Origin of the sequence: Pseudomonas sp. NPDC077408, assembly GCF_050269105.1 — a bacterium.
Classification (GTDB): Bacteria; Pseudomonadota; Gammaproteobacteria; order Pseudomonadales; family Pseudomonadaceae; genus Stutzerimonas.
Map to the genome: position 1 here is coordinate 455,738 of NZ_JBNNHS010000001.1, position 21,465 is coordinate 477,202.

Annotated in this window: 35 protein-coding genes; 11 read left to right on the forward strand and 24 right to left on the reverse strand. The window is 59.6% G+C overall.

From position 1 onward, the window contains the following. Nucleotides 1-117: 117 nt before the first annotated feature. A complete protein-coding gene (dgt, locus tag ACQKEK_RS02250) occupies nt 118-1,614 on the forward strand; it encodes a dGTPase (RefSeq protein ID WP_499140930.1) in 1,497 nt (498 codons plus the stop codon). 345 nt (nt 1,615-1,959) lie between these two features. Then, nucleotides 1,960-3,168, forward strand: coding sequence for an ammonium transporter (locus ACQKEK_RS02255; RefSeq protein ID WP_499140931.1), 1,209 nt, complete (start codon nt 1,960-1,962; stop codon nt 3,166-3,168). Between the two features lie 69 nt (nt 3,169-3,237). Here ACQKEK_RS02255 and ACQKEK_RS02260 read toward each other — a convergent pair whose 3' ends face one another. The 24 genes from ACQKEK_RS02260 to ACQKEK_RS02375 form a co-directional block, all read right to left on the reverse strand. Continuing rightward, entirely contained in the window at nt 3,238-3,903 is a 666-nt protein-coding gene (locus ACQKEK_RS02260; protein ID WP_499140932.1) for a TetR/AcrR family transcriptional regulator, read from the reverse strand. Between the two features lie 132 nt (nt 3,904-4,035). Further along, the gene (locus ACQKEK_RS02265) at nt 4,036-5,172 is read right to left on the reverse strand and encodes a tyrosine-type recombinase/integrase (protein WP_392853337.1); all 1,137 of its coding nucleotides are present in this window, start codon (nt 5,170-5,172) and stop codon (nt 4,036-4,038) included. A 194-nt stretch (nt 5,173-5,366) separates the two neighbouring features. Next, nucleotides 5,367-5,588, reverse strand: a complete 222-nt coding sequence (locus tag ACQKEK_RS02270) for a hypothetical protein (RefSeq protein WP_392853336.1) — start codon at nt 5,586-5,588, stop codon at nt 5,367-5,369. A 25-nt stretch (nt 5,589-5,613) separates the two neighbouring features. Beyond that, a complete protein-coding gene (locus ACQKEK_RS02275) occupies nt 5,614-5,853 on the reverse strand; it encodes a hypothetical protein (protein ID WP_392853335.1) in 240 nt (79 codons plus the stop codon). A 270-nt stretch (nt 5,854-6,123) separates the two neighbouring features. Further along, nucleotides 6,124-6,300: a hypothetical protein gene (locus tag ACQKEK_RS02280; protein ID WP_392853334.1), complete on the reverse strand. Its 177-nt coding sequence runs from the start codon at nt 6,298-6,300 to the stop codon at nt 6,124-6,126. Between the two features lie 167 nt (nt 6,301-6,467). After that, complete coding sequence (locus tag ACQKEK_RS02285; protein WP_392853333.1) at nt 6,468-7,202, reverse strand: hypothetical protein; 735 nt, start codon at nt 7,200-7,202, stop codon at nt 6,468-6,470. After that, on the reverse strand, nt 7,199-7,609 hold the full coding sequence (locus ACQKEK_RS02290; protein WP_392853332.1) for a hypothetical protein: 411 nt from the start codon (nt 7,607-7,609) through the stop codon (nt 7,199-7,201). Before ACQKEK_RS02290 ends, ACQKEK_RS02285 begins: the two co-directional genes overlap by 4 nt. Continuing rightward, complete coding sequence (locus ACQKEK_RS02295; RefSeq protein WP_392853331.1) at nt 7,606-7,848, reverse strand: hypothetical protein; 243 nt, start codon at nt 7,846-7,848, stop codon at nt 7,606-7,608. The genes ACQKEK_RS02290 and ACQKEK_RS02295 overlap by 4 nt, the downstream gene beginning before the upstream one ends. Continuing rightward, on the reverse strand, nt 7,832-8,479 hold the full coding sequence (locus ACQKEK_RS02300; RefSeq protein ID WP_392853330.1) for an HNH endonuclease signature motif containing protein: 648 nt from the start codon (nt 8,477-8,479) through the stop codon (nt 7,832-7,834). Before ACQKEK_RS02300 ends, ACQKEK_RS02295 begins: the two co-directional genes overlap by 17 nt. 467 nt (nt 8,480-8,946) lie before the next feature. After that, nucleotides 8,947-9,285 (reverse strand): hypothetical protein, encoded by a 339-nt coding sequence (locus ACQKEK_RS02305; RefSeq protein ID WP_392853329.1) that lies wholly within the window; start codon nt 9,283-9,285, stop codon nt 8,947-8,949. Next, a complete protein-coding gene (gene recT / locus ACQKEK_RS02310; RefSeq protein WP_392853328.1) occupies nt 9,285-10,127 on the reverse strand; it encodes a recombination protein RecT in 843 nt (280 codons plus the stop codon). The genes ACQKEK_RS02305 and recT overlap by 1 nt, the downstream gene beginning before the upstream one ends. Further along, nucleotides 10,124-10,957 carry a PD-(D/E)XK nuclease-like domain-containing protein gene (locus ACQKEK_RS02315; protein ID WP_392853327.1) on the reverse strand — a complete coding sequence of 278 codons (834 nt, stop codon included), beginning with the start codon at nt 10,955-10,957 and terminating at the stop codon, nt 10,124-10,126. Before ACQKEK_RS02315 ends, recT begins: the two co-directional genes overlap by 4 nt. Nucleotides 10,958-10,959: 2 nt before the next feature. Beyond that, complete coding sequence (locus tag ACQKEK_RS02320; protein ID WP_392853326.1) at nt 10,960-11,130, reverse strand: hypothetical protein; 171 nt, start codon at nt 11,128-11,130, stop codon at nt 10,960-10,962. After that, on the reverse strand, nt 11,127-11,678 hold the full coding sequence (locus ACQKEK_RS02325; protein ID WP_392853325.1) for a hypothetical protein: 552 nt from the start codon (nt 11,676-11,678) through the stop codon (nt 11,127-11,129). Before ACQKEK_RS02325 ends, ACQKEK_RS02320 begins: the two co-directional genes overlap by 4 nt. Nucleotides 11,679-11,817: 139 nt before the next feature. Continuing rightward, nucleotides 11,818-12,138 carry a hypothetical protein gene (locus ACQKEK_RS02330; protein ID WP_392853324.1) on the reverse strand — a complete coding sequence of 107 codons (321 nt, stop codon included), beginning with the start codon at nt 12,136-12,138 and terminating at the stop codon, nt 11,818-11,820. A 79-nt stretch (nt 12,139-12,217) separates the two neighbouring features. Further along, on the reverse strand, nt 12,218-12,523 hold the full coding sequence (locus tag ACQKEK_RS02335) for a hypothetical protein (RefSeq protein WP_392853323.1): 306 nt from the start codon (nt 12,521-12,523) through the stop codon (nt 12,218-12,220). Then, nucleotides 12,520-12,885 (reverse strand): hypothetical protein, encoded by a 366-nt coding sequence (locus ACQKEK_RS02340; RefSeq protein ID WP_392853322.1) that lies wholly within the window; start codon nt 12,883-12,885, stop codon nt 12,520-12,522. The genes ACQKEK_RS02335 and ACQKEK_RS02340 overlap by 4 nt, the downstream gene beginning before the upstream one ends. Before the next feature lie 828 nt (nt 12,886-13,713). Continuing rightward, nucleotides 13,714-14,133 carry a DUF551 domain-containing protein gene (locus ACQKEK_RS02345; protein WP_392853321.1) on the reverse strand — a complete coding sequence of 140 codons (420 nt, stop codon included), beginning with the start codon at nt 14,131-14,133 and terminating at the stop codon, nt 13,714-13,716. A gap of 59 nt (nt 14,134-14,192) precedes the next feature. Beyond that, nucleotides 14,193-14,453: a hypothetical protein gene (locus ACQKEK_RS02350; RefSeq protein WP_392853320.1), complete on the reverse strand. Its 261-nt coding sequence runs from the start codon at nt 14,451-14,453 to the stop codon at nt 14,193-14,195. Between the two features lie 105 nt (nt 14,454-14,558). After that, nucleotides 14,559-14,732, reverse strand: coding sequence for a hypothetical protein (locus ACQKEK_RS02355; protein ID WP_392853319.1), 174 nt, complete (start codon nt 14,730-14,732; stop codon nt 14,559-14,561). Then, nucleotides 14,729-15,091 carry a helix-turn-helix domain-containing protein gene (locus ACQKEK_RS02360; RefSeq protein ID WP_499167505.1) on the reverse strand — a complete coding sequence of 121 codons (363 nt, stop codon included), beginning with the start codon at nt 15,089-15,091 and terminating at the stop codon, nt 14,729-14,731. The genes ACQKEK_RS02355 and ACQKEK_RS02360 overlap by 4 nt, the downstream gene beginning before the upstream one ends. Nucleotides 15,092-15,240: 149 nt before the next feature. Beyond that, nucleotides 15,241-15,480, reverse strand: coding sequence for a hypothetical protein (locus tag ACQKEK_RS02365; RefSeq protein WP_499167507.1), 240 nt, complete (start codon nt 15,478-15,480; stop codon nt 15,241-15,243). A gap of 89 nt (nt 15,481-15,569) precedes the next feature. Beyond that, a complete protein-coding gene (locus tag ACQKEK_RS02370) occupies nt 15,570-15,935 on the reverse strand; it encodes a hypothetical protein (RefSeq protein WP_392853317.1) in 366 nt (121 codons plus the stop codon). A 239-nt stretch (nt 15,936-16,174) separates the two neighbouring features. Beyond that, entirely contained in the window at nt 16,175-17,275 is a 1,101-nt protein-coding gene (locus ACQKEK_RS02375) for a S24 family peptidase (protein ID WP_456155085.1), read from the reverse strand. Nucleotides 17,276-17,420: 145 nt separating this feature from the next. Here ACQKEK_RS02375 and ACQKEK_RS02380 point away from each other — a divergent pair, with 145 nt between their 5' ends. The 9 genes from ACQKEK_RS02380 to ACQKEK_RS02420 all read left to right on the forward strand — a co-directional run bounded on the left by ACQKEK_RS02380 (nt 17,421) and on the right by ACQKEK_RS02420 (nt 21,459). Further along, nucleotides 17,421-18,332 carry a helix-turn-helix domain-containing protein gene (locus ACQKEK_RS02380; RefSeq protein WP_499167510.1) on the forward strand — a complete coding sequence of 304 codons (912 nt, stop codon included), beginning with the start codon at nt 17,421-17,423 and terminating at the stop codon, nt 18,330-18,332. Then, a complete protein-coding gene (locus ACQKEK_RS02385) occupies nt 18,319-19,110 on the forward strand; it encodes a hypothetical protein (protein ID WP_499167511.1) in 792 nt (263 codons plus the stop codon). The genes ACQKEK_RS02380 and ACQKEK_RS02385 overlap by 14 nt, the downstream gene beginning before the upstream one ends. 169 nt (nt 19,111-19,279) lie before the next feature. Then, nucleotides 19,280-19,816 carry an ead/Ea22-like family protein gene (locus tag ACQKEK_RS02390; protein ID WP_392853313.1) on the forward strand — a complete coding sequence of 179 codons (537 nt, stop codon included), beginning with the start codon at nt 19,280-19,282 and terminating at the stop codon, nt 19,814-19,816. Next, on the forward strand, nt 19,813-20,067 hold the full coding sequence (locus ACQKEK_RS02395; RefSeq protein ID WP_392853312.1) for a TraR/DksA C4-type zinc finger protein: 255 nt from the start codon (nt 19,813-19,815) through the stop codon (nt 20,065-20,067). Before ACQKEK_RS02390 ends, ACQKEK_RS02395 begins: the two co-directional genes overlap by 4 nt. Continuing rightward, a complete protein-coding gene (locus ACQKEK_RS02400; RefSeq protein WP_392853311.1) occupies nt 20,060-20,398 on the forward strand; it encodes a hypothetical protein in 339 nt (112 codons plus the stop codon). The genes ACQKEK_RS02395 and ACQKEK_RS02400 overlap by 8 nt, the downstream gene beginning before the upstream one ends. After that, nucleotides 20,395-20,592 (forward strand): hypothetical protein, encoded by a 198-nt coding sequence (locus tag ACQKEK_RS02405; RefSeq protein WP_392853310.1) that lies wholly within the window; start codon nt 20,395-20,397, stop codon nt 20,590-20,592. The genes ACQKEK_RS02400 and ACQKEK_RS02405 overlap by 4 nt, the downstream gene beginning before the upstream one ends. Beyond that, nucleotides 20,589-20,891: a Ref family recombination enhancement nuclease gene (locus ACQKEK_RS02410; protein WP_392853309.1), complete on the forward strand. Its 303-nt coding sequence runs from the start codon at nt 20,589-20,591 to the stop codon at nt 20,889-20,891. Before ACQKEK_RS02405 ends, ACQKEK_RS02410 begins: the two co-directional genes overlap by 4 nt. Then, a complete protein-coding gene (locus ACQKEK_RS02415) occupies nt 20,888-21,235 on the forward strand; it encodes a hypothetical protein (protein WP_392853308.1) in 348 nt (115 codons plus the stop codon). The genes ACQKEK_RS02410 and ACQKEK_RS02415 overlap by 4 nt, the downstream gene beginning before the upstream one ends. Then, nucleotides 21,232-21,459: a hypothetical protein gene (locus ACQKEK_RS02420; protein ID WP_392853307.1), complete on the forward strand. Its 228-nt coding sequence runs from the start codon at nt 21,232-21,234 to the stop codon at nt 21,457-21,459. The genes ACQKEK_RS02415 and ACQKEK_RS02420 overlap by 4 nt, the downstream gene beginning before the upstream one ends. The last annotated feature ends 6 nt before the right edge of the window (nt 21,460-21,465 follow it).

Below are 21,465 nucleotides of genomic sequence, written 5' to 3' on the forward strand. Positions count from 1 at the left end.
CTGCTCCTTTAGCTGAGCGGGCGATTCTAAACGACGAGCCCCGTTGTCGCCCGATTGCTTGGTAAAGCCTCCGAGCCGCGCTAGGCTCGCGGTTCTGTCGTCAATCGAGTTCGAATCATGCCGCGGTCCATCAACTTCAAGGACAAGATTTCCCGCCAGCGACCTTATGGACGCGTCGAATCGGGTCTCAAAGCCTCAGAGGGTGAGCTGTCACTGATCATTGATCAGTTCGAAAGCGATCGCGGCCGTATCATCAACTCCGCAGCGGTGCGCCGGCTGCAGCAGAAGACTCAAGTCTTTCCGCTGGAGCGCAATGCGGCGGTGCGCAGTCGTTTGACGCATTCCCTTGAGGTCCAGCAGACGGGCCGTTTCATCGTGCGCACCTTGTACAAGCAGCTTAATGAGCGAGCAGCGCATTACGGCCTGGATGGGCTGGAAGGCGCATTGGAAAGCCTGGTGGAAATGACGTGTCTGATGCACGACATCGGCAATCCACCGTTCGGGCACTTTGGCGAGTTCGCCATTGGCGAGTGGTTTAAGCGGCACCTGGAAAAACTGTTCGACGCGGCGGTGCCGGACGAGCAGGGCAACAACGGATTGCGCAGCCGCATGCTGATCGATCTCGAACAGTTCGAAGGCAATGCACAAGCGATCCGGCTGGTGGTGAGCCTGCTGCGGCTCAATCTGACTTACACACAGACGGCGGGCCTGCTCAAATACGTGCGAGCCGCTTACGCGCCTAAGCCGGCCAAGGGGACACCTGGTGCCTATCTGCTGAAGAAGCCAGGCTTTTACCTGTCAGAGGAACCTTTCGTCGCGGATTTGCAGGCTGCGCTGGGGTTGCAGCCAGGCACGCGGCACCCAGTTGCGTACATCATGGAGGCAGCCGATGACATCGCCTATTGCCTGGCAGATATTGAAGACTCGGTGGAGAAGGGCATCTTCACCATCGAACAGCTATCACTGCTGCTAATCGCCAAATTCACCGAACATGGCTCGCCCGACGAGCCGGTCGCGAACACCGGCCGCAGTTTTCGCAGCATGGTCGAGTACGCCCAAGCGCGTGCTGCAAAGGAACCGATCAACAAGGTGGGCGAATTTTTCATCTGGCTGCGTGTGAATCTGGTCCACCCGTTGGTGCAGCACGCCGCCCAGCAGTTCATCGAGCATATCGAGGCGGTTTACGACGGCACGCTCGATCGTGCACTGTTGGAGGACGCAAGTCTTGCCAATGCCATCGTGCAGACCTTCAAGGATGTCGCGATGGATCGGGTGTTCTGTCACCGAGAAGTCGAAACCTTGCAACTGCAGGGCTACCGGATTCTGCAAGGGCTGCTCGACGCCTATTCGCCACTGCTGGCTGTCGCACCGGAGACCTTCCAGGCATTGACGGAAGGCCGTTGTCGCAGCGAGCCGCACTTGCAGATGCTTGCCCGCCGACTGCCCAGCCAACTGATCAAGGCCTACCACGAGTCGCTGAAAGCGCACCCTGAAGGCAGTGAAGAGCGGCCATTGTGGGAGTTCTACTACCGCTGCCGGATGTTGCAGGACTTTGTCAGCGGAATGACCGACCAGCTGGCACAGGACGAATACCGCACGCTCTCCGCTTTATAACGTCCGTCTATGCCTGCTGTTCTGGCAGGCATCATCGTCCGCTTCGCCTGTAGCTCACCTCGCGTGCGCCAAAATTGCTCGCGCCGCCGTTTCGTTGGTATAGCGCTTGCATTTGCCTGGTGCGTGCGGATCGAGCGTAGCCCCGTAATGGCGCACGATCGACTGCGAAATCAGGCGGGATTAACCGTAAGTGTCTGAAAAATAACGCTTCGGTTTTCGAGAGACGTCAATCTCGAAAGTCCGCCGCAACAGTTGATGGCAAGCCTTCAACCAATCGTGACGCAAGTTGGTGCGCTTGATTGGTGTGGATTGCTGTTTTGGTGCGCTTTCCATAGGACGTAGTAGATGGATAACCCAAGCAGTGCGGTAGAAGTCCTGATTCACGGTGCCAATACCCTGTTCATCCTGATGGGCGCTGTGATGGTCCTGGCGATGCATGCCGGTTTTGCCTTTCTCGAGGTCGGGACCGTACGCCTGAAAAACCAGGTCAATGCCCTGTCAAAAATCATCGCCGACTTTGCCGTCTCGACATTGGCGTATTTCTTTATCGGCTATTGGGTCGCATATGGTGCGACCTTTCTGCAGCCAGCGGATCAGCTTATTGCCGAAAACGGCTATTCACTGGTCAAGTTCTTCTTCTTGCTGACGTTTGCTGCAGCGATACCTGCGATCATTTCCGGCGGCATTGCTGAGCGCGCCAAATTCGGGCCGCAACTGTGCGCTACCTTGCTGATCGTGGCGTTCGTCTACCCGTTCTTCGAAGGCATCATGTGGAACGGCAATTTCGGCGTTCAGGCCTGGCTGGAAGCGCAGTTTGGTGCCCCGTTCCATGATTTCGCCGGCTCGGTAGTGGTGCACGGTATGGGCGGTTGGCTCGCTTTCGGCGCGGTGATTCTGCTCGGTCGACGCAACGGTCGATACCGCGATGGCCGTCTGGTGGCCTTCGCCCCGTCGAACATACCGTTCCTGGCACTGGGGTCATGGATCCTCATCGTCGGCTGGTTCGGTTTCAACGTGATGAGTGCTCAGACGCTTGAGGGCGTCAGCGGGCTGGTGGCGATCAACTCGCTGATGGCCATGGTTGGCGGAACGGCGGCCGCATGGGCGGTTGGCCGCAACGACCCAGGCTTTCTGCACAACGGGCCGTTGGCTGGGTTGGTAGCGGTCTGCGCAGGCTCAGACCTGATGCATCCCATCGGTGCACTGGCGACGGGCGTGGTAGCGGGTGCCTTGTTCGTCTGGGCATTCACCGCGGCCCAGGCCAAATGGAGGATCGACGATGTGCTCGGCGTCTGGCCATTGCATGGCCTCTGCGGCGTTTGGGGCGGGCTGGCTTGCGGGATATTTGGTCAGTATGCCCTTGGGGGACTTGGCGGCATCAGCCTTATCAGTCAAGTGATAGGCACGGGCTTGGGTGTGCTGGTTGCGCTCGTGGGCGGCTTCCTGGTCTACGGCGTGCTCAGGTCCACTGTTGGCATTCGTCTGAGCCAGGAAGAAGAATTCAACGGTGCCGACCTGTCGATCCACCGCATCGGTGCGTTGAGCCACGACTGACTTGAGGATGCCGGCCGCACGATGCGGCCGGCTTTTGGTGATTCGGGTTGATTGCCGCTGTGCGATCCCTTAGCTGCCCGTTCGATCGACCGTGTCGGTCTCGCCGGCATAGGCGCGCATGAACAGGGCGACGCAATCCTCGACATGCCGCTTCCCATCTTCGGCGTCCGGTCGCTCGGCATAGCCGATCAGCAGACGAAAATGAGCGGCGCCTTTAATCAACGAACAGAAATGTTCCGCGGCGCGCATCGGCTCGGGCACATCCAGCAACTGGCACCGGTGCGCCTGGTCGAGCAGCTGCTCCAGATCGAGCAACAGCTTCTGTGGGCCTGCATCGAAGAACATCCGCGACAGCGTCGGGTTCTGGGCCGCCATTGCCACCATCAGTCGGTGCAGGCCGATGGATTCGGGGCTGATGACCAGCTCGTGAAAAGCCTGGGCAATATCCAGCAGGACCGAACGGAACTCACGGCCATCCTCCAGCACGAACAGCCGGCGCGGCAGGCGCGTCTCGCAGGTTGCCTTTACCGCAGCGCCGAACAGCGCCTCCTTGTCTTTGAAATGACTGTACAGCGTGAGCTTCGATACGCCGGCTTCGGCGGCGATGGCGTCCATGCTGCTGCCTTCATAGCCATTGCCGAGGAACAGAGTTTGGGCAGCCGCCAGGATCGCTTCGCGCTTGGCGGGGTCCTTCGGACGGCCTGGGCCAGACGGTACGGGTGAGCTTTCGGTCATGGGCGTTTTTAATACTAGACTGGTGAGTTCGGTATTTTTACTATACCGCGAAGTTCAAACAAAAGGCTGTGCGCCTAGTGCGCCGTGGCTTTGCTTGTTTGCCGCTTCGCTTCTGTACCAATTTCGTACCGTTTAGCTGTTTTTCAGCTTGTCCAGCTCAGCCCAATCAGCGCTCGAAGAGATCCACTTGGCGTAGTGCTTCAGCAGCGTTTCGATGCTGTTGCCAAGCTGCTGCGCGATGAAGGCCGGGGCGATGCCGGCAGACAGGCAGACCGTCGCGTAGGTGTGTCGCGTATCGTACTGCCGCCGCGGACGAATGCCCAGCCGCTTCATTGATTGCTTCAGGTGATAAGCCGTGCTGACCACGTTGGTGATATGCCCTTTGCCGCCACTGGTGGGGGCGAAGACAAACTCATTGTCCTTGGTCAGCTCCCGCATTTCGTTCAGCGCCTCAATGGCTTGATCGACTAGCAGTACCTTGCGAATGCGCTTGGTCTTAGTGTTCTCTCGGACCTTGCCTTTTTCCAGGGTGGCGCGAATGCGGATGGTTCGCGCCGACAGGTCTACATCAGACCAGCGCAGGGAAAGCTGCTCACCTGTCCGCAGGCCCGTATAGAACGCCAGCTTGAAGAATGACGCATAGGTCAGACGAGCTCCGGTCTGATGTGCGTACAGGTCGGCCAGGATCGCGTCACGCTCTGCCGGTGTGAATGGGTCGATATCGCGTTCGGCCTCACGGGCCTTCTCGACAGAGCGCATCGGGTTCTCAGTTATCACGCCATCCTTGGTCGCCGCCTCGAAGATTGCCTTCGCAGCCTGTACCGCGGCGTTGCGATCGGTCGCCGAGTTCCATTCGATCCGCGTCATCAGCACGCGCACGTCAACGGGCAGGATCTCGTCCAGGCGCGTTGTTGCCCAGTGCGGCATCCAGTATTTGTTGAGGACTCGCAGGTAGTTGCGGCGCGTGTTAAATACGATCTGCCGGCTATCCAGCCATATCTGAGCGAAGTGGCCGAAGGTCGGAGTGATGCGTGCCAGGGTGTAGCGGGAGGAGGGGAAGAGCTCGGCATACTTGTCGTCCGTGAGCATACCGAGCTTGATCAGCTGCGTTACCTGAGCTCGTAAACCTGCTGCTGCTGCAAATCCCTTGGGCGTCTGAGGATAGGGGAGCGTTTCGCAGCGGCGCTCTTTCTTCCATGTGAAGCGGATGCGGACGGAGCTGCCGGCGATCTCGACGCCCTGGGGGAGCCCCACTGACTTTCTGCCCATTCGTTGTACCTCTCCAGGCTGTACATGATGCAGCCGTCAATCTTCTCCCATACGCCAGGCGGCAACACGCCGCGCTGACGCTTCCTCTCCAGCGCCTTCTGAGTCGTTCCGATCAGTTCGGCCAGCTTCCTTTCGTACACCTTGTCCACTGGCAGGCCTTCGATTGGCTCCGGTTTCTTGTGTGTGCTCATAACTCACTCCTTCCACTTCGCGCCGGCCGCTTCGATGGCGTCTTGCACGTCTGCGCGGTAATACGCGATATCGCGGATCGTTGAAGGGTCAGGCAGCTGAATAACCATCTGCTCGCCCCGCGCCCGCCACACATTCCGCATCTGGTCCTTCACGTCCTCGAACAGCGCGCAGAATGGCTGCTTGATCCACCACGCCTCGAACTCGGCATCGGTCTTGTCGTTCATCTCTATCTCCTCCCGCATATCGGGGCTAGGCGGCTGGTTGCTTTGGCTGAACGATGACTTCGTGCGTATCGGCGCACTCCCGGCAAAGCGCGGCCATGTCGCCTAGGTAGTCGAGCTTGTAGCCGGCCCCTTTAACCAGCTCATCCTTTATTGGGATGCCCCATGGGCCGTTGCCGTCCTTGTCCGGGTATTCGTAGTTGAGGTTGGCGTCGTAGAAACACTTCCCTCCGCACTTGTCGCACAGGTAATAATCGGCTGCGGCCATGGCAACAGTTCTCCTCACCCACCGACTCTCGCCGGCAGGCTGTAATGGTGTGGGGGTTAGGTGGGGTGATTACCTGACTTCGGGTCAGTCCATCAGGCGCTCAAGCAGGTCTTTATTGTTGAGCTTGTGGCACGCGGCATCGCTGTTGCCCTTGTTGATCCTAGGCTCATCGCAAGAGCCCCACTCGTCCCGGTACACGCAGAACGCTTTCACTTTGCAAACGCATGGATAACTAGGGATTTGCCGAATTGATATGCGCTGTCCGTCCATTCACGCCTCCTTCGCAGCCAGGGCGGCGTCGATGCCTTCGCGCAGCCCGATACGGCCGGCAATGTCGATGATCCAGCCGTCATCCATGTAGATCGTGTCCACCATCTGTTCGTCCAGCCGGTCGAGGAGAGCCTTGTCCTTCCGCAGCCCCTCGACCTCTGCCAGGGCTTCCCCCATACGGCCAGCGTAGTGTTCTCTCGCAGCAAGACAATCGTCACGGTCGGCTCGCAGCCTATCCCGCTCGGCGGTCACGGCTGAGAGGGCGGCGGATATCCTTTCGATCTCGCACCCTGGGCATGGGTTGTAGCCACTCGCTGGACTGGCAGCGTGCTTCGTACATGCGCTCATGCGTCACCTCGTTGGGCGGATAGGGCTGAACGTGCGTCATCCCAAGCTTTGCGCGATGACGAGAGTACGTCGCAAACGTGCTGGTCGAGCGTTACCCCTAGCCGCTGCGCAAGGTTGAAAGCGATGTTCGATAGAGCTGCGCCTGCGTTCAATAGCGGCTCAATGTCGCTCTGCTCCGGCTGCGGGGCGGTCTGCGCGATGGGGGCGGCGAATAGACGCTGAACACGGCGTGGAAATTCAGCGGCCAGCCCAGCCTGTTCAATATCGTGGTCAGGACCGGAGCCCTGATAGACCGGGCTAGTACCGCCATTGGAGTAGACCCAGCGCCAAGCCACAGACTGCTGCTCGGTCTGCGCGGGGCGGGTCGTCCAACCCCACCAAGCATCGCGTACCTCCTGTTCGGAGTAGAGGTCGCCGTCCCATTTGCTGGCAACTTCGCTGGCGTCCATGTCGGCATATTCGGCGTATGCGCGCTCGAATTCCTTGCGCTCCCGCTCATCCTGCGCCGGGGCTGGATCTACAGGCTCGGCCTGCTGGGATAGGGCGGCTACGAATGCCGGCCGGTCGTGGCCAACTTCGCAGATGGCGGCAAGCCTTTCGCGTGTCAGCACCTCGCCTTCCTGCGGCGCCCTGGATAGTTCAGCCAGCACACCGCGCAACCGCTCGCACTCCGCCTTCACCGCCCCCAGCTCAGCGCCGATCCGGCTGGCTGCCTTCAGTGTGTCGTTCATTGATCCGTCTCCTTTATTGTGGCCAGCGGCAGCCCGCTCATTGCCAGCGGCTCGTCGTAGCTGACGCCCATCATCTCGGGCCACTTCCGTTGCTCGCCGGGCTGGATTGTTCCGGCGTCAAGCGCTCGATCCCATGCCAGCCTATGCCGGATGACCTGATACAGATCCCACGCTATGCCGTCGTCTCTGCGCCGGGTCATCTCCGGCATGAGCGATGTGGCGAGACGCTGTATCTCATGCCGCGTGGCGTGAACTCGATCCCAGTCGCGCTGGTCGTGGTAGCCGGGTAATCGCTCAATGGCGTGGTTTATCTGGCCGATCTTGATCCGCGCTAACAGCTCGCAGGCCTCTTGCAGTTCGCCGGCCTGCTGCTCGGTTAGGGTTAGGGTGTAGGTGCGGCCGCTCATTGATTGATGACCCGGCGCAACGGTTCGCGTGGGGCTATGCGCGGCTCAACATCGATGAACCCCGAACCGCGAAAATCGCCATCGGTAGCTCGGGCCATGTCCACTTCCAGTCGTGCAGTGGCGTTCACCTCGCCCGCTACCATCGCAACGGCCTTGGCTTGATCCACGCTGATATCGCCGTCCATTACTTTGCGCATCGTCTCGCCGAGAATTGCACGCAGGTCAGATAGGGTGTTCATTGGCTTTCTCCAGGTTGTTCAGCTTGCGTCGGAACCAGCCGAGCGTCAGGGCTGTGCTGCGATATTCGGGCGGGTAGCGGTCGATTGAGTTGCGACGCATGTTGTCAGCGCGGGTCAGCGCTAGAAGGTTGTCCGGAGACATGTTTTCGCGATTCTTGTCTTTGAAGATGACGATCATGCCCTCAGGCAGAGGTCCGTTTTCCTCCTCCCAAACGATGACGTGAGCGGCTTTCCAGTCGGTTTTTTTGTCTCCGGTGTCTGCCACCTTGCGAAACAGGATGCCGTCCTTACTGGTCCGCTCTGCGCCGATGGGGCGCCATGTGTTTGATGACCTCTCGCCGAGCTTGAATTGCGTTTCCTTGGCGCGGCCTCCTGCCTGCCATCCCTTCAGTCCTGCGTTCCATGGCTTGTCACCTTTCTTGATTCGCCCGCACCCGGTGATTGCCTTGTATGCCTCGGTGCGCTTCAGTCCAAGCTTCTGCACTCGGTTATAGACCGAGCTGGTACTGCGCCCCATCTGCTGCGCTACATCGCCAAGCGGTAGCGTCTTCCATAGCTCAACGAGGTGGGCATCTTCAGCGCCGCCCCATGCTTTCCATCCGGTTTTTCTGCGGCCTGATTCAGGGTTCATGCTGCCTCCTACGCTGCCCACCTAGTGCGGTACTGAACGATGTCTCGCGCTGTGCTGATGCCGCATCCGTAGCGCTTGGATAGGGTCTGATATCCGCCTCGCCCTGCCTCGTAGTCGGCTCGCATCTGAGCGACTTGGGCGTCTGTGAGCTTGGCTTTCTGGTGCCATTGGCCAATTCGGTGGCCGGTGTGGTTGCGTGGGCCGTTCATGCTGCTGCCCTCTTGGCCCTCGCGTATTCAACCTGCTTGGCTGCTACGCATTTGCGGCACTCGCTGCGCCGATAGCCACGCGCTGGCAGGAATTGATAGTGCGCATCATCGTGTGGCTTCCATTGATCGCACTGAGGACAGAGTTTTTCGTTTACGCCCGATTCCGAGACACGCTTTATCAGCCTGCCGAGTCGGGTACTGGTAGGTTTGGCCATGTTTATTGTCCGGGGAGGTGGGCGCGCTGGGCGCCCGGGTGGGTCAGATCAGAAGGGAGCGGGCGCCGCGGTAGGGGTTGGCGAACGGTATGTCGTCGTCGAAGTCATCGGCCGGCGCGGGCTGGCGGGGCGCCGGTTGACGCGCTGCCTGCGCTTGTGGGTGTCCTTGCTGTTGATCGTCGCGCGGCTCGAAGAGGGCAAGCCAGATCGAACCGTCCTCGTCGACCTTGCAGCCTGCCGGGTTGAAGAAGGCGTCCATCTTCATGCGAAAGCCTTTGTCGGTCTGGATGACCGCGCCGACCTTGCGGCTGATGTACTTGGTTTCGCCGTTCTTCTCGTACTTGCCGACAGTGGCTACGACGTCATATTTGTGCTTTGCCATTACTGCTGCTCTCCGTTTTGGTCGTTGACCACTTCAAAATCCCCATCGAATACGTACTCGTTACCCTGCGGAATGCCTGCCTCTGCGGCTTCGTCCAGAGTGACGGCGCGCTGAATCTCGACCGACACTGGCAGGTATTTGAAGAGGCGGCGGATAACGGTCTTCTTGGCCATCTCCTCCCAGTGATTTACCCACGGCCCGGATTTGCCGGCCTTGCTCTGCGCGCGAACCGCCTCGACTTGGGCGCGGCTCATGACCTCGAACTGGACGCCGCCGCCTTGCAGCCGAGCAACGGCATAGACGTGGGTGATTTCGCCGGCGTTTTCGCCTTCGAACGGCTTGTGCTTTAGGTCCTCATGCAGGCCAAGCTGATAGTCGAAGTCGTCTTGTTCTCTGACTGCGCGGGCGGACAGGCTGATGATCTGGCCAGACCGGCGCGCCAGGTCGATCATTCCTCGGTAGCCGATGATCAGCTGAGCCTCGGTTCGGACAGTTACCCAGCGGTCACCTTGCTTTTCTCGCTTATCAAACGGGAGGATGTATGCGTGCCCCAAGCTATTGCCTGGCTCAAGACCAAGCTGCGCGCACTGAATGACCGTCCCTAGAAAGCTGGTTCTGTCGCAATTCGCCAACTCCGGCGTCTTGCGGATCTCGGTCGTTACGATCCGCGCCATCCGCTCAGCTGTCATATGCTTCGGCAGCGCTGCGGCGAATTGCTCCTTCATCTTCGGGCTTGCCAACATGGCGGCCAGGTTGTCTGCGGGGCTGCGCGGCTTTACCGGTGGGGTTGCCGTCTTCTGCATGTCTTTCTGCGAGAAGGGGGCGACGTTTTCAGTGCTCATCTGCGTTCCTTTGCCCAGTAGGGCAGGCTGAGTGTTTCGAGTCCTGACCATTCGCCGGTGCGTATGCAGTCGGCGTAGGTGGCCATGTCTTCGAGGTAGGTGTCTCGACCGATCGATTTGGCCTCCTGGTCGAGCGTGAAGATGCGCACCGGGTACTTGCCGCACTCGATGCTGGTACTGACGACGAGGAACACGAACGCCGCCGGCTGCTCGCCGAAGTGCGCTGCGTAGCCGTCGCAGTAGAAGGGGTCTTGAACGTGGTAGCGGTAGTCGTAGACAGACCGGGCGAACTTATCCATGTCGGCTGTCGTCTTCACGTCAGTGACCCAGCCGAGCGAGGGGATTGTCTTATCCGGCCGGCAGCGCGCCAGAAGGCCCGTGCTGCGTTCCTTCCAGTAGATGCTGGCCTCTGCATCGCCCTCGGCTTCAACGAGCCACCGTGCGTGTGGGTGGGCCATCACGCTTTCGCGGATCAGATGAACCTTTCGGCCTTCGTCGGCGGTTAGGATCGTCTGCCCGGATAGGCCGGCCTCGAACTCCTCCCACTTTTCCTTTCCGGCCTTCGTGTTGCGCGGCGCATCGGCTGGGCCTATCGCGTATTCCTCGCTGAACCGGTGCGGCTCTAACAGGATGGCGTGGACAGCATCACCGACATTCAGCGCCGACTTTTTTTCCTCGTCTTCGGGCGCCGCTTTGCTCCACTGGTACAGCGCTGGGCTCTTGTGGATGAGGTCAAGTTGCGACTTAGAAATGCCAGGCCCCTTGTGATAGGCCTCGTTGCTTAGGTCGCGGTAGTAGCCTGGCGTAATCGCCTCGACTGACGCATTCATGCTCAACCTCCAAAAAAGTGATTCATCGCCACGGCCTGATAGGCGAGCAGCACAAGCAGCCCGGACAGGACCGTGAAGCCGATAACTGCAAGCCATGCAGCCGCGAATGAATGGCCTGTAGGCGTGTCGTCTTGCGGGCCGGTGTCGTAGGGGAGGGGGATGGAGAGGGTCATGGGGTCACCTTGCGGTAGCCGGCGTCGTGTAGGGTGCGGCAGAAGTCGGCCCGAGACATCATTCCGAGCTGCGTGCCCGGCAAGTAAGGGTCGAGCGCCAACATTTCCTTGATCGCCTTCTCCCGCTCTTCCGCCGCGATCTGCTCGGGCGTGCGGATGGGCTTGAAGGTGTAGTTCTCGGATGCAGAGCACTGTTCGTGCTTCAGTTTCACGTTCCAGAGAACCATGCATCCGCCTGAGTATCGGACCTGAACGACTCCTTGAGCGCAGCCGTTATGCCATGCCTCACACACCGTCCCAACTGGCGGCAGGCCTTCGCCTGACCATGGCGCCGGCCTGTGCCTCTGAAACGCAATTTGGCTCTTGGTGGCGTTGTGCATATGAGGGCCTGTGCCCCCGCCGAATGGATATGGTCCATAGCCGCCCTGGCTTTGCAGTGGCAGGTACTGCTTGTCGTTGAACCACACTTCTTCAATGCCAAAGCTGCCATTCATGAGGCCGTAGCCGGTAGCCCACTCTGGTGCCTTGCTCCAGTCGATCTCTTTCATCCCGTTGCTCATAGCGGCACCCCGTTGTTGAATCGATCAACCAGGCCGTACACAGCGACCCATCCTGTAAAGGCCAGCAGGGCTAGTGCTAGGCCCCGCCACCATGCGTAGCGGAGTGAGCGTTGACGTTGTGAGGCCATCACATAGCCCTCCCGATAGCGGCAGCAGCGCGGACGATGGCGCGGCGGGTGGCGGCTAGTCGATTGCCGCCACACTCATGTATCGACTGGGTAGCGAAGACAGATTTATCGTAATCATCACTCGCCGATACCGTGCCGCTTCCGTTCATGCATATGGTGAAGCCAAGGGATTCAGCCAGCCGCAGCGCATCGCCGTCGTCGGTGAGTGGGTTCCAGTAAATTCCTCCGCCGCCTGCAATCCATGCGCCTGGATCATCTATTCGGATGACTTCAATCCCGGCTGCCTTAGCCGCCATCTCAAGCAATTCGCGGTCATCCATCACACACCCCCCATAAGGCCGACGTATGCCAGCGATCCAAGGAAGGCGGCGATAGGGAGGAGGAGGGCTGCTTCCTTGGCTATGTGCATGGCTGCTCTCCAGGGCGAGTGGCAAGGCGCATAATCTCGCCTTCTTCACTGCATACAACGGTGTCAATCTCGCCTTTGCCGTCATCCGTCCATGTGAAGAACTCGGGAAGCTTGAAGCCGAGGTGACCGGAAATATCCAGAGACTCTGAAGTTGCTTCGAGTAGTTCGCTCAGCGCTTTAGTCTGAGCGAGGAGCGTGCCTAGCTCGCGGCAACAGTCCTGAATGCGGTCTGACGGAACCTTGTGGAATATGTCGTGTATGGTCAGTAGCTCGTACCGCTTCACTTCCTTGCTCATGCCGCCTCCTCGTGCTTGATCTCTTCGGCCTTGCTGCGCATCTGCGCGGCCCGGTGTTCGATGAATGCTGCTTGCTGCTTGTCGATGGCCATGGCCAGTTCGCCCAGGTACTCGGCTAGATCGGGGTTGAATCGCCCGATAAGGCCGCGATGGCTCTCCCAGCGCTGATGCCCGACCAGCCCCGGCACGAGCGAGGCGACCAGTTCAAGCGGCTGATCCAGCTTGTCGGAGGCGAATGCTGCGTATGCGGCAAGGGTGTCGGCGTCGTATGCGTCCAGCGCCTCGCGCACCAGGTCAGCGTCCGACTCGCTGTATTCCGGGCACGGCTGCTCGCGGCGCCCTATGGGTCCGTGTTGCTTCATGGGTGGTTACCTCGATGTGCCCGGACGGGCGGGAAGGGGTGATGCAGTGGCATCGGGGAGCCAGCTGGCGGGGTCCTTTATCAGGGCGTGGTACCCCGAAGCGCTGGAACCCTCTTACCCAACTGCCAACTGACTCTCCGATGCCGGCTCGTAACGTGAGCCAATCGGCCATCCCCTCGGGCAAAGCTGTGGGTAATCCCGTAGATGGCTGCCGGGGTTTTCTGCAATCGAGGCACTGTCCGGCTGATCCTCGTCGCGGGTATCCCGTAGGCCGGCCGCGTTCCGGTGTGATATGTGGCGCTGCCAGCACCGGGCGCCCTCGGTTAATCGCAGACCTGATGGTCTGGCCTGGCTGGCTCAGGAGGGGGTTACTTGGTGCGGGCTTGGCAATCTCGTGCAAGCTGGAGAAGGTTTCGCGTCGTCAGCCTGAACCCTTCAGTGTTAGGGAGGTGCTCATGCTGGTGGCCTTCAGGGTATGCTTCAAAAGGCCCATGCCACATCCAGCTCGAACGCCACTCGGACCAACAGGTGTATGCGTCACAGCCTTCACCCCAATAATCCACGCCACCGCCGACGCTCCAAACGTGGCTGACGCGGACGCCTTGGTCCCACGCGGATTCCATAATTTCGCGGTCCAGCCATACACCGTGGAAAAGCGATGGCGCAATCTCTACTAGTCGCTTACTAAGCTTCTTTTCGACGCGAGGCTTCATTTGTCTTTTCCGGTTGCGCATCACTTCTCTCTCCTCTCCCTAACCCACCACTCCAACGCGCAACAGGCGAGGAATACGGTGAGCATTAGGGATAGATCTAGTGGGGTGGGCATGGTTAGGCGCTCGGCGGTGCGGGCAGTGGCATCCAGTGGGTGTATGGCGCCCTCTCTGACGGTCCATGCCAGTCGATGTCGTCGCCGCCCTTGGCGATGCAGCACCAATGCTCGTAGTGCTCGCCGTGCTCAACCCAGTAATCGCCATCCGATTCAGGGTCGATGCCGTCGAAGCTGATCCGCACGCTATCCGGCCAATCGCCAGGCTGAGGCGGCGTGTACACAAGGACGGTTACGCCCGGCTCAGGCAGCCGCTCCTCAACGCTTATCCATTGAGATTGCTGAGGGGTTGCAGCAAGGAGCGCTTGGTAGAACTGCCAGTAGCTGCTAAGTCCGCGCCAGTCCTTGGCGTGTTTGCATAAGAACTTTCGGAGCTGCAGGTCATCTGCAAATGGCGGCTTGATTTCGGTTCCATTGCTCATCTCAGCCTCCTATGTGCTGATAGGTGATGCGCCCTGTCTACAAGGCGCTGAAGGATTGGTTAGGCGGCCGGAAGCTTTCCGCCAGCCTGCAGCAACTCAGCGCACTGCCGAGCAAATGGCTGCGGGTTCATGTGCACCTTCAGGGTCAGCGCTCGTTGCGCCTTCATGAAGTCGCTCAGGGCGATTTCCATCATCGCAATGGGGTCATCCTCCATCGCTGCCATAGCCTCTTCAGGTCCGCCGAACCACTTAGCCAGGCGACGTGCGCATGATTCAGCTGCGTCGTTTACGGTTTGTTCGCTTACGCCAAAGTCAGTCATCTCCGTTCTCCGGTTGTCTTCCCGTTGAGCCCTGTTGCCAAGGCTCAGCAGTGAATGCTCCGTGAACTACTAAGGGATCCTTGGTAGTTCGATCTCCGTTGCGCGCTAATGCAGGACGCGCGCTCCGGCTTCTTCGTTGTCGCCGCCTGCCATGCTTTTCAGCGCCTCATGCAAAAGCTCAGCTGCGTACTCCCTCACGCTCATTCCTGCCTCCTCGGCTTGAATTTCGAGCTCGATTTGCATCTCTTCCGAAAGGGGTGGAACTCGTATCGTCTTCATGCCGCCAGCTCCGCCTCTTCCATCCGCTTAGCTCTAACCACTAGCTGCGAGCGGGGTGCGTCTGGACGGCGAACGGGGCGGGGCTGCGTGTGCTCACCGCCTACCAGTAGGGCTAGGACGAGTGGGGCGATGATTCCGCGCCGCATGGCTTCTAGGCAGAGGCCGCGAGTGGTGCGGGCGCCGAGTTTGTATCGTGCTCGGTCGAGTGTTTTTTCTGCCGTCGATGGCGCGCAGTTCATGCGGTCGGCTATCTCGTTAACCTTAAGGTCGAGCATCGCCAGCATCGTGGCCAGCAACTGCCGAGGAGCCAGACCTTGACCGAGGCGGCCTTGCCATCCTTCTACTTGGATCGTGTCCATGTGGTTCTCCTTGATTTCGGGTTTTGCTGTTTCCCGATGCAGCCTGTTGCCAAGCTGCATGAGTGAAATCTGGTGTCTCTCGCTGCGCCGTCCGGGTCATCCTCACGGTTCGGTCATCACCTCGCGCACCTTCCGCCCCTCTACGGCTTTCAGTACGCGCCGGTCGCCTTCTGGCGCAGCGTCTTGTTGATCCTGACTTTCTGTCGCCCCACAGGATCTGGCCGGGGCTGTCTTGCCGATCGCTCGGCTAACTGTTCATGGCGCATGTTGTTAAAGAGCGTGGAAGACTCGGCTTCCGGTGTTGCTCGCCGTGTTCCTTGGCGTTGAGGTAAATTTACCACAGGGAAAACATGCGTCAAGCGTTGGTGGTAAATATTTTTGGTAAACATTACCGGTCTCCGGGGAAAGGTCTGGCCTCGATATCAAATCGCAGGCACAAAAAAACCCGCCGAAGCAGGTTCTTTTCTTGAATTGGTGCTCAGCCAGTGAGCCAGGCCACACTAAACGCCCTCCCAATCACCATGGCTTTACCTCTGTCGTGCGCCGCTAGCGTCTCCGTGTGATGGGGTGGGTAGGCGGCTTCGAGCTGTAGCGCGCCGCCTGGGAGGTCTGTGGTGCGGCAAAAATGCAGCTCGCCCTCCATATCAATAATGAATGCCTCGCCCTGCCTCAGTCCTTTGTCTTCGCAGTCCAGCAAGATTTCCGCGTCAAAGGGCATGGCCGGCGAGGCGTCAAGCTTTGCTAGCTTCAGCTTCCTGACGTTCTCCTGGCTGACCCCGCTTTTCACCAGGTCATGCCTGGTGATCATGTTGTCGCACCGATTGGTGCAGGTTGAACAATCCATCTCTACTCCTTGTCCAGCATCCAGCCACAAAACATTACAAATGTTAGTGGCGAGCGGCCATCAGTGTTCGCAAATTTATCTATCAGGCGTTCTATGACCTGATTTGTTTTCTGTATCGGCGAGGGGAGCAGGGTGCCGATGATGGCACCCTCAGAGAATTCAACCAAAGATTTGATAGGTCGACCGGCTGTCGATTACTGCGAGGGATTGACGCGGGGAATAGGGCTCTAAATAGGCCCTCAGAAGAAGGACGCGCCCCACCAGACGCGGCCGATGATACGGATCTTGTGGCGCTCAATTTCCTCCGGGCCGTACTCCTCGTCGGGATGCTCGTCCCGGTTGAAGCTGCGAATACGCATTCCGCCGCCTGGTAGGCGGTACAGCTGCTTAACGCGAAGCTGGCCGTCATGGTCGATCGCGTACATATCGCCGTCCTGAATACGGGTCATGCCGCGATCAATGCTGATGGTCGCGCCGTTACGCAGCACAGGCTCCATTGAGTTGCCTGTCACTGTCACGCAAACCGCGTTGGCAGGCTCTACGCCGCGACTTCTCATTGTCCTGATACCAAAGCGCATCTTGCGGCTTCCCGCCTCGTGGATAGCCGTTCTGCCGCTTCCAGCAGACAGCTCGACTTCCTTTAGGAAAGGCAGCTCTGCCTCGTCGCTATCAACTGGGGTGTCGTCATCCCATACGCCGACCGGCTCCAGGGTGTAGGTCGCTTGCTTGGGTTTCGCCTGCGCGGCTTCCGAGGCATCCAGATCGCGATCCAGCCAGCCGTTATCGAGCCCTAGTTTCTGCTCGATGCTGCGCGCCATCTCTTCGCCAATCCCTCGGCTGTGCTTGTTCGAGGAAAGCATGCGGGAGACGTAAGAGGGCGTCCGGTTTATCGCGTCTGCAAAGTCCGCAGCAATGCCTCCGAAGCGCTGTTCGATGAGCTGGCGAACCCTGATTTTGCGGAGATCTGAAGTATCCATTCGGCTATTTAAAACCGAATTTTCCGCCGGGGAAATTACCTTGACTTGACCATTACCACAGGTAAACTGCTGGGTAAATGTACCAGCAGGTAAACGCGCATGGATCTCGCCACCTACACCAAGAGCCTCCCCCGCGGCGAGAAACAAAAGCTCGCTGCACGTCTCGGTGTCGCTCCCACTTATCTCTCCCGCTTGATCTCCGGCCAACGTGGCATCACTGCCGAGCGCGCCATCCAGATCGAACGTGTAACTGGCGGAGCTGTTAACCGCCGCGACCTCTGCCCCGACTTCCCCTGGCAAGAGGCTTCCTGATTCAGAGATTCCCGGCTTAGTCATTTGAACGTCCATGTCAGTGGTTTCCATGGGTTCCAGATTAGGCCAAGCGGTAAAGAAGTGAAATCGGGGATCGGATGCTGTTTTTTCATCCAGTACCCAAACAGCAGGCAATAAAAAACCCGGGATGACGGCCCGGGTTCTTCAACAGCAACACAACTTGACGAGGCCAATTATGGCAGCACTACACACGATAAGCAAAGGGCGGTTGCGTATGCAGCTCCAAGAGATCGCTGGCGATGCCGTAGCGTTCTACCCAGCCTTCCGTAAGGTTCTGGGCCTGAATGCTGCGGCCACTCAGTTCCTGTCTCAAGCGGTCTACTGGACCGAGCGCACTGATGATGGCTGGTTCTACAAGACCACGGAAGAGTGGAATGAAGAGCTGGGCTTGACCCTCGAAGAGGTTAAGGGCGCCCGCAAGAAGTTGAAGTCTATCGGGCTCCTGACTGAGCAGCGCAAAGGCATCCCGGCCAAGCTGTATTACAAGGTCGATACTGATGAACTTCTCGCAGTCTTGTCTGGGGAAAAGCCACTAACAGTAGTGGTGAAAACCCCCAAACTGGAGGTGGTAAAACCCACTAGCAGTGCAGTGGAAAACCCACGATCTATTACAGAGACTACACAAGAGACTACAGCAGAGACTACTTCACTTGCGCTGCTCCCCGCTGTCGCGGTGAAGAAGCGCCAGCCGAAGCAGAACGTTGAAGCTGAGCAGGCACGGCAAGAAGCCTGTCGCGAAATCTGGGGCTCGTACGCACAGGCCTACGTTGGCCGCTACGGTGCGATGCCGGTCCGCAACGCCAAGGTCAATCGCCAGGTTGTCGACCTCTGGAAGCGCCTCGGCGCCGAAGCTGCCCCGGTCGCTGAGTTCTTCGTATCGATCAACGACTCGTACCTGATTCGCAACTGCCACGACCTCGGCTCGCTGCTGACCAAAGCTGAGTCCTACCGCACCCAGTGGGCTACTGGTCGCCAGATGAACGGCCGTACTGCCCGCCAGCTGGAAGACACCCAAGCCAACATCAACGCCGCCCAGGAAGCTGCCCGCCGCATTCAGGACAAAGGGGGCCGCAATGAATTCCTCTGATCGCATGAACGTCGACCAACTAGCAGCACTGGCCGGTGCCATCTGCGCAACTGCCGAAACCCTTGGGCAGACCGTAAGCGCCACTGCCGCCGAACTGATGGCCGAAGACCTCGCTGATTACGCTCCCGCTGACGTGAAGGCCGCGCTGCAGGCCTGCCGCCGCGAACTCACCGGCAAGCTGACACTGGCCGCCATCCTCCAGCGCGTACAGGCCGCCGATGGCCGTCCAGAGCCAAACGAGGCTTGGGCGCTTGCACTGGCTGCATCGGATGAATTCGATAGCGTTGTGCTGACCGATGAAATCCAGCTCGCCCTGGGTGCTGCCCGCGCCATTCTCGACGCTGGCGACAAGGTGGGTGCTCGCATGTCCTTCCTGTCCGCCTATCAGCGCCAAGTCGACACCGCTCGCCGTGAAGGCAAGCCGGTGAGCTGGAAGCTGTCGCCCGGCTTCGATCAGCAGCGCCGTCTGATGGCCGTTGAGGAGGCTGGCCGTCTCGGTCGTCTGCCTGCACCGGTCGTTCATGAGTACCGCGCGCAGCTGACCCACGAGCCGGTCACTCAAGACGGCGCCGCGATTGCTGGCCTGATTACCGGCCACGTTGCAATGCCATCCCCGGAAGTTCGCGCCAAGTTGCGACTGGTGAAAGAGGCCGTCGAGGAAAGCCAGGCTGCCAAAGAGAAAGCCCGCCTCGCTGAAATCAAGGCGATGCAGGAACGATTCGAGGCGAAGCGCGCAGCACAGCTAGAAGCACTCAAGGCGCTGGAGGCCAAGGCATGAACCGCTCCCACTCCCCAACGCCTCCACAACTGGCGCGAATGAACGAATACAAGGCCCTCGGCTACCGAGTCGACGCTGAGAAATCAAGCGAATCGATAGAGATGACCAGGGGCGCACACCGGATAGCTATCTGCTGGAACGGAACGGTTAAGGCGACGGGGGTGAGGGGATGAGCAAGTGGAATGAGCTGAAGAAGTTGGCTGAGGCAGCGACGCCGGGTCCGTGGAGTTACGACGGGTCTTATATCTGCCCTGCACGGGTCGAGGGCGAAACAACATACGTCGAATCATGGAGCGCCATCGCTGACTCGCACCAGATGGAGAACGTGAGATTCATAGCTGCCGCCAACCCCGCCACGGTCCTCGAGCTGATCGCGGAGAACGAGCGGCTGAAAGCTGACAAGAACACCGTCGACTGCCGGTTCGAAGTAAGCCGCGACACGCTGGAAGTGATTCGCGGCTGTTTGAGGCAGGCTGAATCAGAGATCGACCAGATGAAAGCTCATGCTGTTGAGCGTAGAGGAGTATCGCGCGCCCTGCACGAGGCGGTCAGCGCTATCTACTTCGACGACAGCAGCGATTACGAGTCTGCGCTATGGGCGGTAGTGCGCAACCTTGCCCCCGAGCTGATTGAGGAGCTGGAGAGCGATCCATCAGCGGTTTGGCACAAGACAGAAGCCTTGGCGAAGCAGGAGGCCTCGAAATGAGTTCCCTTCACGAAATGGCCGAAGCCCTGGAGCAGAGCCGCAACATGCCTGACCCCGCCGACCGGGCGAGTGGCATAGAGATTCTGGACCGGATCAGCGGCGTGGCTGTTGTGCGCGAGAAGCTGCAGGGGCAGGGCTCCGACGAATGTCTCGAGTGCGGTGTTGAGATTCCCGAGGCCCGCCGCCGCGCTGCGCCGTGGGCTACCTGCTGCATCGACTGCGCTTCGCTGAAGGAGCGTCGTCATGGATGAGCAGATCGAAAAGCCGCTGACCTACATCCGCGACCGAGCCCGCCCATACGCCGACGCCAAAGCATCCCGCGTGTATCTGGAGCAGTTCCGCAAATGCAAGAAGTCGATGCTCTTCATCGAGGCCGAGCAGAAGGGCGTCAAGACCATTGCCGAGCGTGAGGCATACGCCTATGCGCACCCCGAATACCTAGAGCTGCTGGAAGGGCTGCGCGTGGCCGTAGGCGAAGAGGAGCGGCTGAAGATGCAGATCACTGCGGCCCAGCTCCGTATCGACCTGTATCGCACCGAGCAGGCCAACCAGCGCACCGAACGCAAGGGGTACGGCGCATGACCTGCAAGCTCTGCAATTCAGCCAATACCACATCCCTCGGTATGCGCACCCCGCACACCTACTGCAACACCTGCGGCGGACACGACTACGAAGGCCAGCTATTCGACCGCAAGACCTGGGACGCCTGGGTCAATGGCGATATCGAGCGCCCGGCACGGGAAGAGCAGCTGGATATCTTCGGGGAGGTGGCATGACCAAAGCCGAGAAAGCCCACCTATCCCGCGTCGCCTCGCTTGGCTGCGTCGCCTGCTACTTGCAGGGCACACCCGGCACGCCCGCAGAGATCCATCACCCGCGCGCCGGTCGCGGCAAGGGCCAGCGTGCCAGCCACATGGATGGCATTCCACTTTGCCCGGCGCATCACCGTGGCACTGCGCACCCCGCCGTGCCGAGCATTCATCTCTCGAAGCTGGCCTTCATTGAGCGATTCGGAACTGAGGAGAAGTTGTTGCAGTTGGTGCAACAGCTCACAGGACAGGAGCAGGCGGCATGAACGGCCACATCATCCGCAACACCGGCTCAGCCGTAACCGTAGAGATGCCGTCAGGCGAGCGCGTCGAGGCCCCTTCGGTAGTTGCCGCGCTGGACATGGTTGAGCAAAGCCGCTCGTTGCAGAAGGAGGGGTTTGGCCAGATCAACACCATCGACTGCCGAGACCCGCGCACCGTCGAGTGGCCGGATGTGGCGTTCGATGCGGAGCGGCACCTGTACTTTGCGCCGGAGTGCCAGCACCGCTATCGGTTTGATTATGAGTTTCCTTCTCAGGAAGGCCCGCCAGGAAAGGTATTTCAATGCGAAGACTGCGGGCGGATCAAGGTTGGGGGCGACGATGAATGACCTCCTCCGCGGCGAAGCGTGGATTAACAGCGGACGGCCTGATTGCCAAGGCCAATGCGGAGCAGCTTGCCGGGGTAATCGCGGACAAGCTGAGGGATCGGTGCAAATCGATGGGCCTGCAGCCGTGGCGCCAATGGGTATCGGCCGAGCTGGCAAAGATGAGCCCGCTGCTTCGTTCGATGGTTCGTGCGGCGCTGGCAGCCAAGGCGAGGGGGAGTAGATGACCGCAG

What these genes read in the sequence shown, in the direction of transcription:
- ACQKEK_RS02290 (WP_392853332.1), bottom strand. Translation starts at nt 7,609, where the DNA reads ATGAGCGGCCGCACCTACACCCTAACCCTAACCGAGCAGCAGGCCGGC.
- ACQKEK_RS02350 (WP_392853320.1), bottom strand. Translation starts at nt 14,453, where the DNA reads ATGACTGACTTTGGCGTAAGCGAACAAACCGTAAACGACGCAGCTGAA.
- ACQKEK_RS02270 (WP_392853336.1), bottom strand. Translation starts at nt 5,588, where the DNA reads ATGAACGACAAGACCGATGCCGAGTTCGAGGCGTGGTGGATCAAGCAG.
- ACQKEK_RS02295 (WP_392853331.1), bottom strand. Translation starts at nt 7,848, where the DNA reads ATGAACACCCTATCTGACCTGCGTGCAATTCTCGGCGAGACGATGCGC.
- ACQKEK_RS02400 (WP_392853311.1), top strand. Translation starts at nt 20,060, where the DNA reads ATGGATGAGCAGATCGAAAAGCCGCTGACCTACATCCGCGACCGAGCC.
- ACQKEK_RS02370 (WP_392853317.1), bottom strand. Translation starts at nt 15,935, where the DNA reads ATGGATTGTTCAACCTGCACCAATCGGTGCGACAACATGATCACCAGG.
- ACQKEK_RS02405 (WP_392853310.1), top strand. Translation starts at nt 20,395, where the DNA reads ATGACCTGCAAGCTCTGCAATTCAGCCAATACCACATCCCTCGGTATG.
- ACQKEK_RS02265 (WP_392853337.1), bottom strand. Translation starts at nt 5,172, where the DNA reads ATGGGCAGAAAGTCAGTGGGGCTCCCCCAGGGCGTCGAGATCGCCGGC.
- ACQKEK_RS02365 (WP_499167507.1), bottom strand. Translation starts at nt 15,480, where the DNA reads ATGTTTACCAAAAATATTTACCACCAACGCTTGACGCATGTTTTCCCT.
- ACQKEK_RS02335 (WP_392853323.1), bottom strand. Translation starts at nt 12,523, where the DNA reads ATGAGCAAGGAAGTGAAGCGGTACGAGCTACTGACCATACACGACATA.
- ACQKEK_RS02375 (WP_456155085.1), bottom strand. Translation starts at nt 17,275, where the DNA reads ATGGAAACCACTGACATGGACGTTCAAATGACTAAGCCGGGAATCTCT.
- ACQKEK_RS02390 (WP_392853313.1), top strand. Translation starts at nt 19,280, where the DNA reads ATGAGCAAGTGGAATGAGCTGAAGAAGTTGGCTGAGGCAGCGACGCCG.
- recT (WP_392853328.1), bottom strand. Translation starts at nt 10,127, where the DNA reads ATGAGCACTGAAAACGTCGCCCCCTTCTCGCAGAAAGACATGCAGAAG.
- ACQKEK_RS02355 (WP_392853319.1), bottom strand. Translation starts at nt 14,732, where the DNA reads ATGAAGACGATACGAGTTCCACCCCTTTCGGAAGAGATGCAAATCGAG.
- ACQKEK_RS02255 (WP_499140931.1), top strand. Translation starts at nt 1,960, where the DNA reads ATGGATAACCCAAGCAGTGCGGTAGAAGTCCTGATTCACGGTGCCAAT.
- ACQKEK_RS02320 (WP_392853326.1), bottom strand. Translation starts at nt 11,130, where the DNA reads ATGACCCTCTCCATCCCCCTCCCCTACGACACCGGCCCGCAAGACGAC.
- ACQKEK_RS02300 (WP_392853330.1), bottom strand. Translation starts at nt 8,479, where the DNA reads ATGAACCCTGAATCAGGCCGCAGAAAAACCGGATGGAAAGCATGGGGC.
- ACQKEK_RS02380 (WP_499167510.1), top strand. Translation starts at nt 17,421, where the DNA reads ATGGCAGCACTACACACGATAAGCAAAGGGCGGTTGCGTATGCAGCTC.
- ACQKEK_RS02280 (WP_392853334.1), bottom strand. Translation starts at nt 6,300, where the DNA reads ATGGGGGAAGCCCTGGCAGAGGTCGAGGGGCTGCGGAAGGACAAGGCT.
- ACQKEK_RS02325 (WP_392853325.1), bottom strand. Translation starts at nt 11,678, where the DNA reads ATGAAAGAGATCGACTGGAGCAAGGCACCAGAGTGGGCTACCGGCTAC.
- ACQKEK_RS02340 (WP_392853322.1), bottom strand. Translation starts at nt 12,885, where the DNA reads ATGAAGCAACACGGACCCATAGGGCGCCGCGAGCAGCCGTGCCCGGAA.
- ACQKEK_RS02385 (WP_499167511.1), top strand. Translation starts at nt 18,319, where the DNA reads ATGAATTCCTCTGATCGCATGAACGTCGACCAACTAGCAGCACTGGCC.
- ACQKEK_RS02260 (WP_499140932.1), bottom strand. Translation starts at nt 3,903, where the DNA reads ATGACCGAAAGCTCACCCGTACCGTCTGGCCCAGGCCGTCCGAAGGAC.
- ACQKEK_RS02395 (WP_392853312.1), top strand. Translation starts at nt 19,813, where the DNA reads ATGAGTTCCCTTCACGAAATGGCCGAAGCCCTGGAGCAGAGCCGCAAC.
- dgt (WP_499140930.1), top strand. Translation starts at nt 118, where the DNA reads ATGCCGCGGTCCATCAACTTCAAGGACAAGATTTCCCGCCAGCGACCT.
- ACQKEK_RS02415 (WP_392853308.1), top strand. Translation starts at nt 20,888, where the DNA reads ATGAACGGCCACATCATCCGCAACACCGGCTCAGCCGTAACCGTAGAG.
- ACQKEK_RS02420 (WP_392853307.1), top strand. Translation starts at nt 21,232, where the DNA reads ATGACCTCCTCCGCGGCGAAGCGTGGATTAACAGCGGACGGCCTGATT.
- ACQKEK_RS02285 (WP_392853333.1), bottom strand. Translation starts at nt 7,202, where the DNA reads ATGAACGACACACTGAAGGCAGCCAGCCGGATCGGCGCTGAGCTGGGG.
- ACQKEK_RS02315 (WP_392853327.1), bottom strand. Translation starts at nt 10,957, where the DNA reads ATGAATGCGTCAGTCGAGGCGATTACGCCAGGCTACTACCGCGACCTA.
- ACQKEK_RS02330 (WP_392853324.1), bottom strand. Translation starts at nt 12,138, where the DNA reads ATGGATGACCGCGAATTGCTTGAGATGGCGGCTAAGGCAGCCGGGATT.
- ACQKEK_RS02345 (WP_392853321.1), bottom strand. Translation starts at nt 14,133, where the DNA reads ATGAGCAATGGAACCGAAATCAAGCCGCCATTTGCAGATGACCTGCAG.
- ACQKEK_RS02360 (WP_499167505.1), bottom strand. Translation starts at nt 15,091, where the DNA reads ATGGACACGATCCAAGTAGAAGGATGGCAAGGCCGCCTCGGTCAAGGT.
- ACQKEK_RS02305 (WP_392853329.1), bottom strand. Translation starts at nt 9,285, where the DNA reads ATGGCAAAGCACAAATATGACGTCGTAGCCACTGTCGGCAAGTACGAG.
- ACQKEK_RS02410 (WP_392853309.1), top strand. Translation starts at nt 20,589, where the DNA reads ATGACCAAAGCCGAGAAAGCCCACCTATCCCGCGTCGCCTCGCTTGGC.
- ACQKEK_RS02275 (WP_392853335.1), bottom strand. Translation starts at nt 5,853, where the DNA reads ATGGCCGCAGCCGATTATTACCTGTGCGACAAGTGCGGAGGGAAGTGT.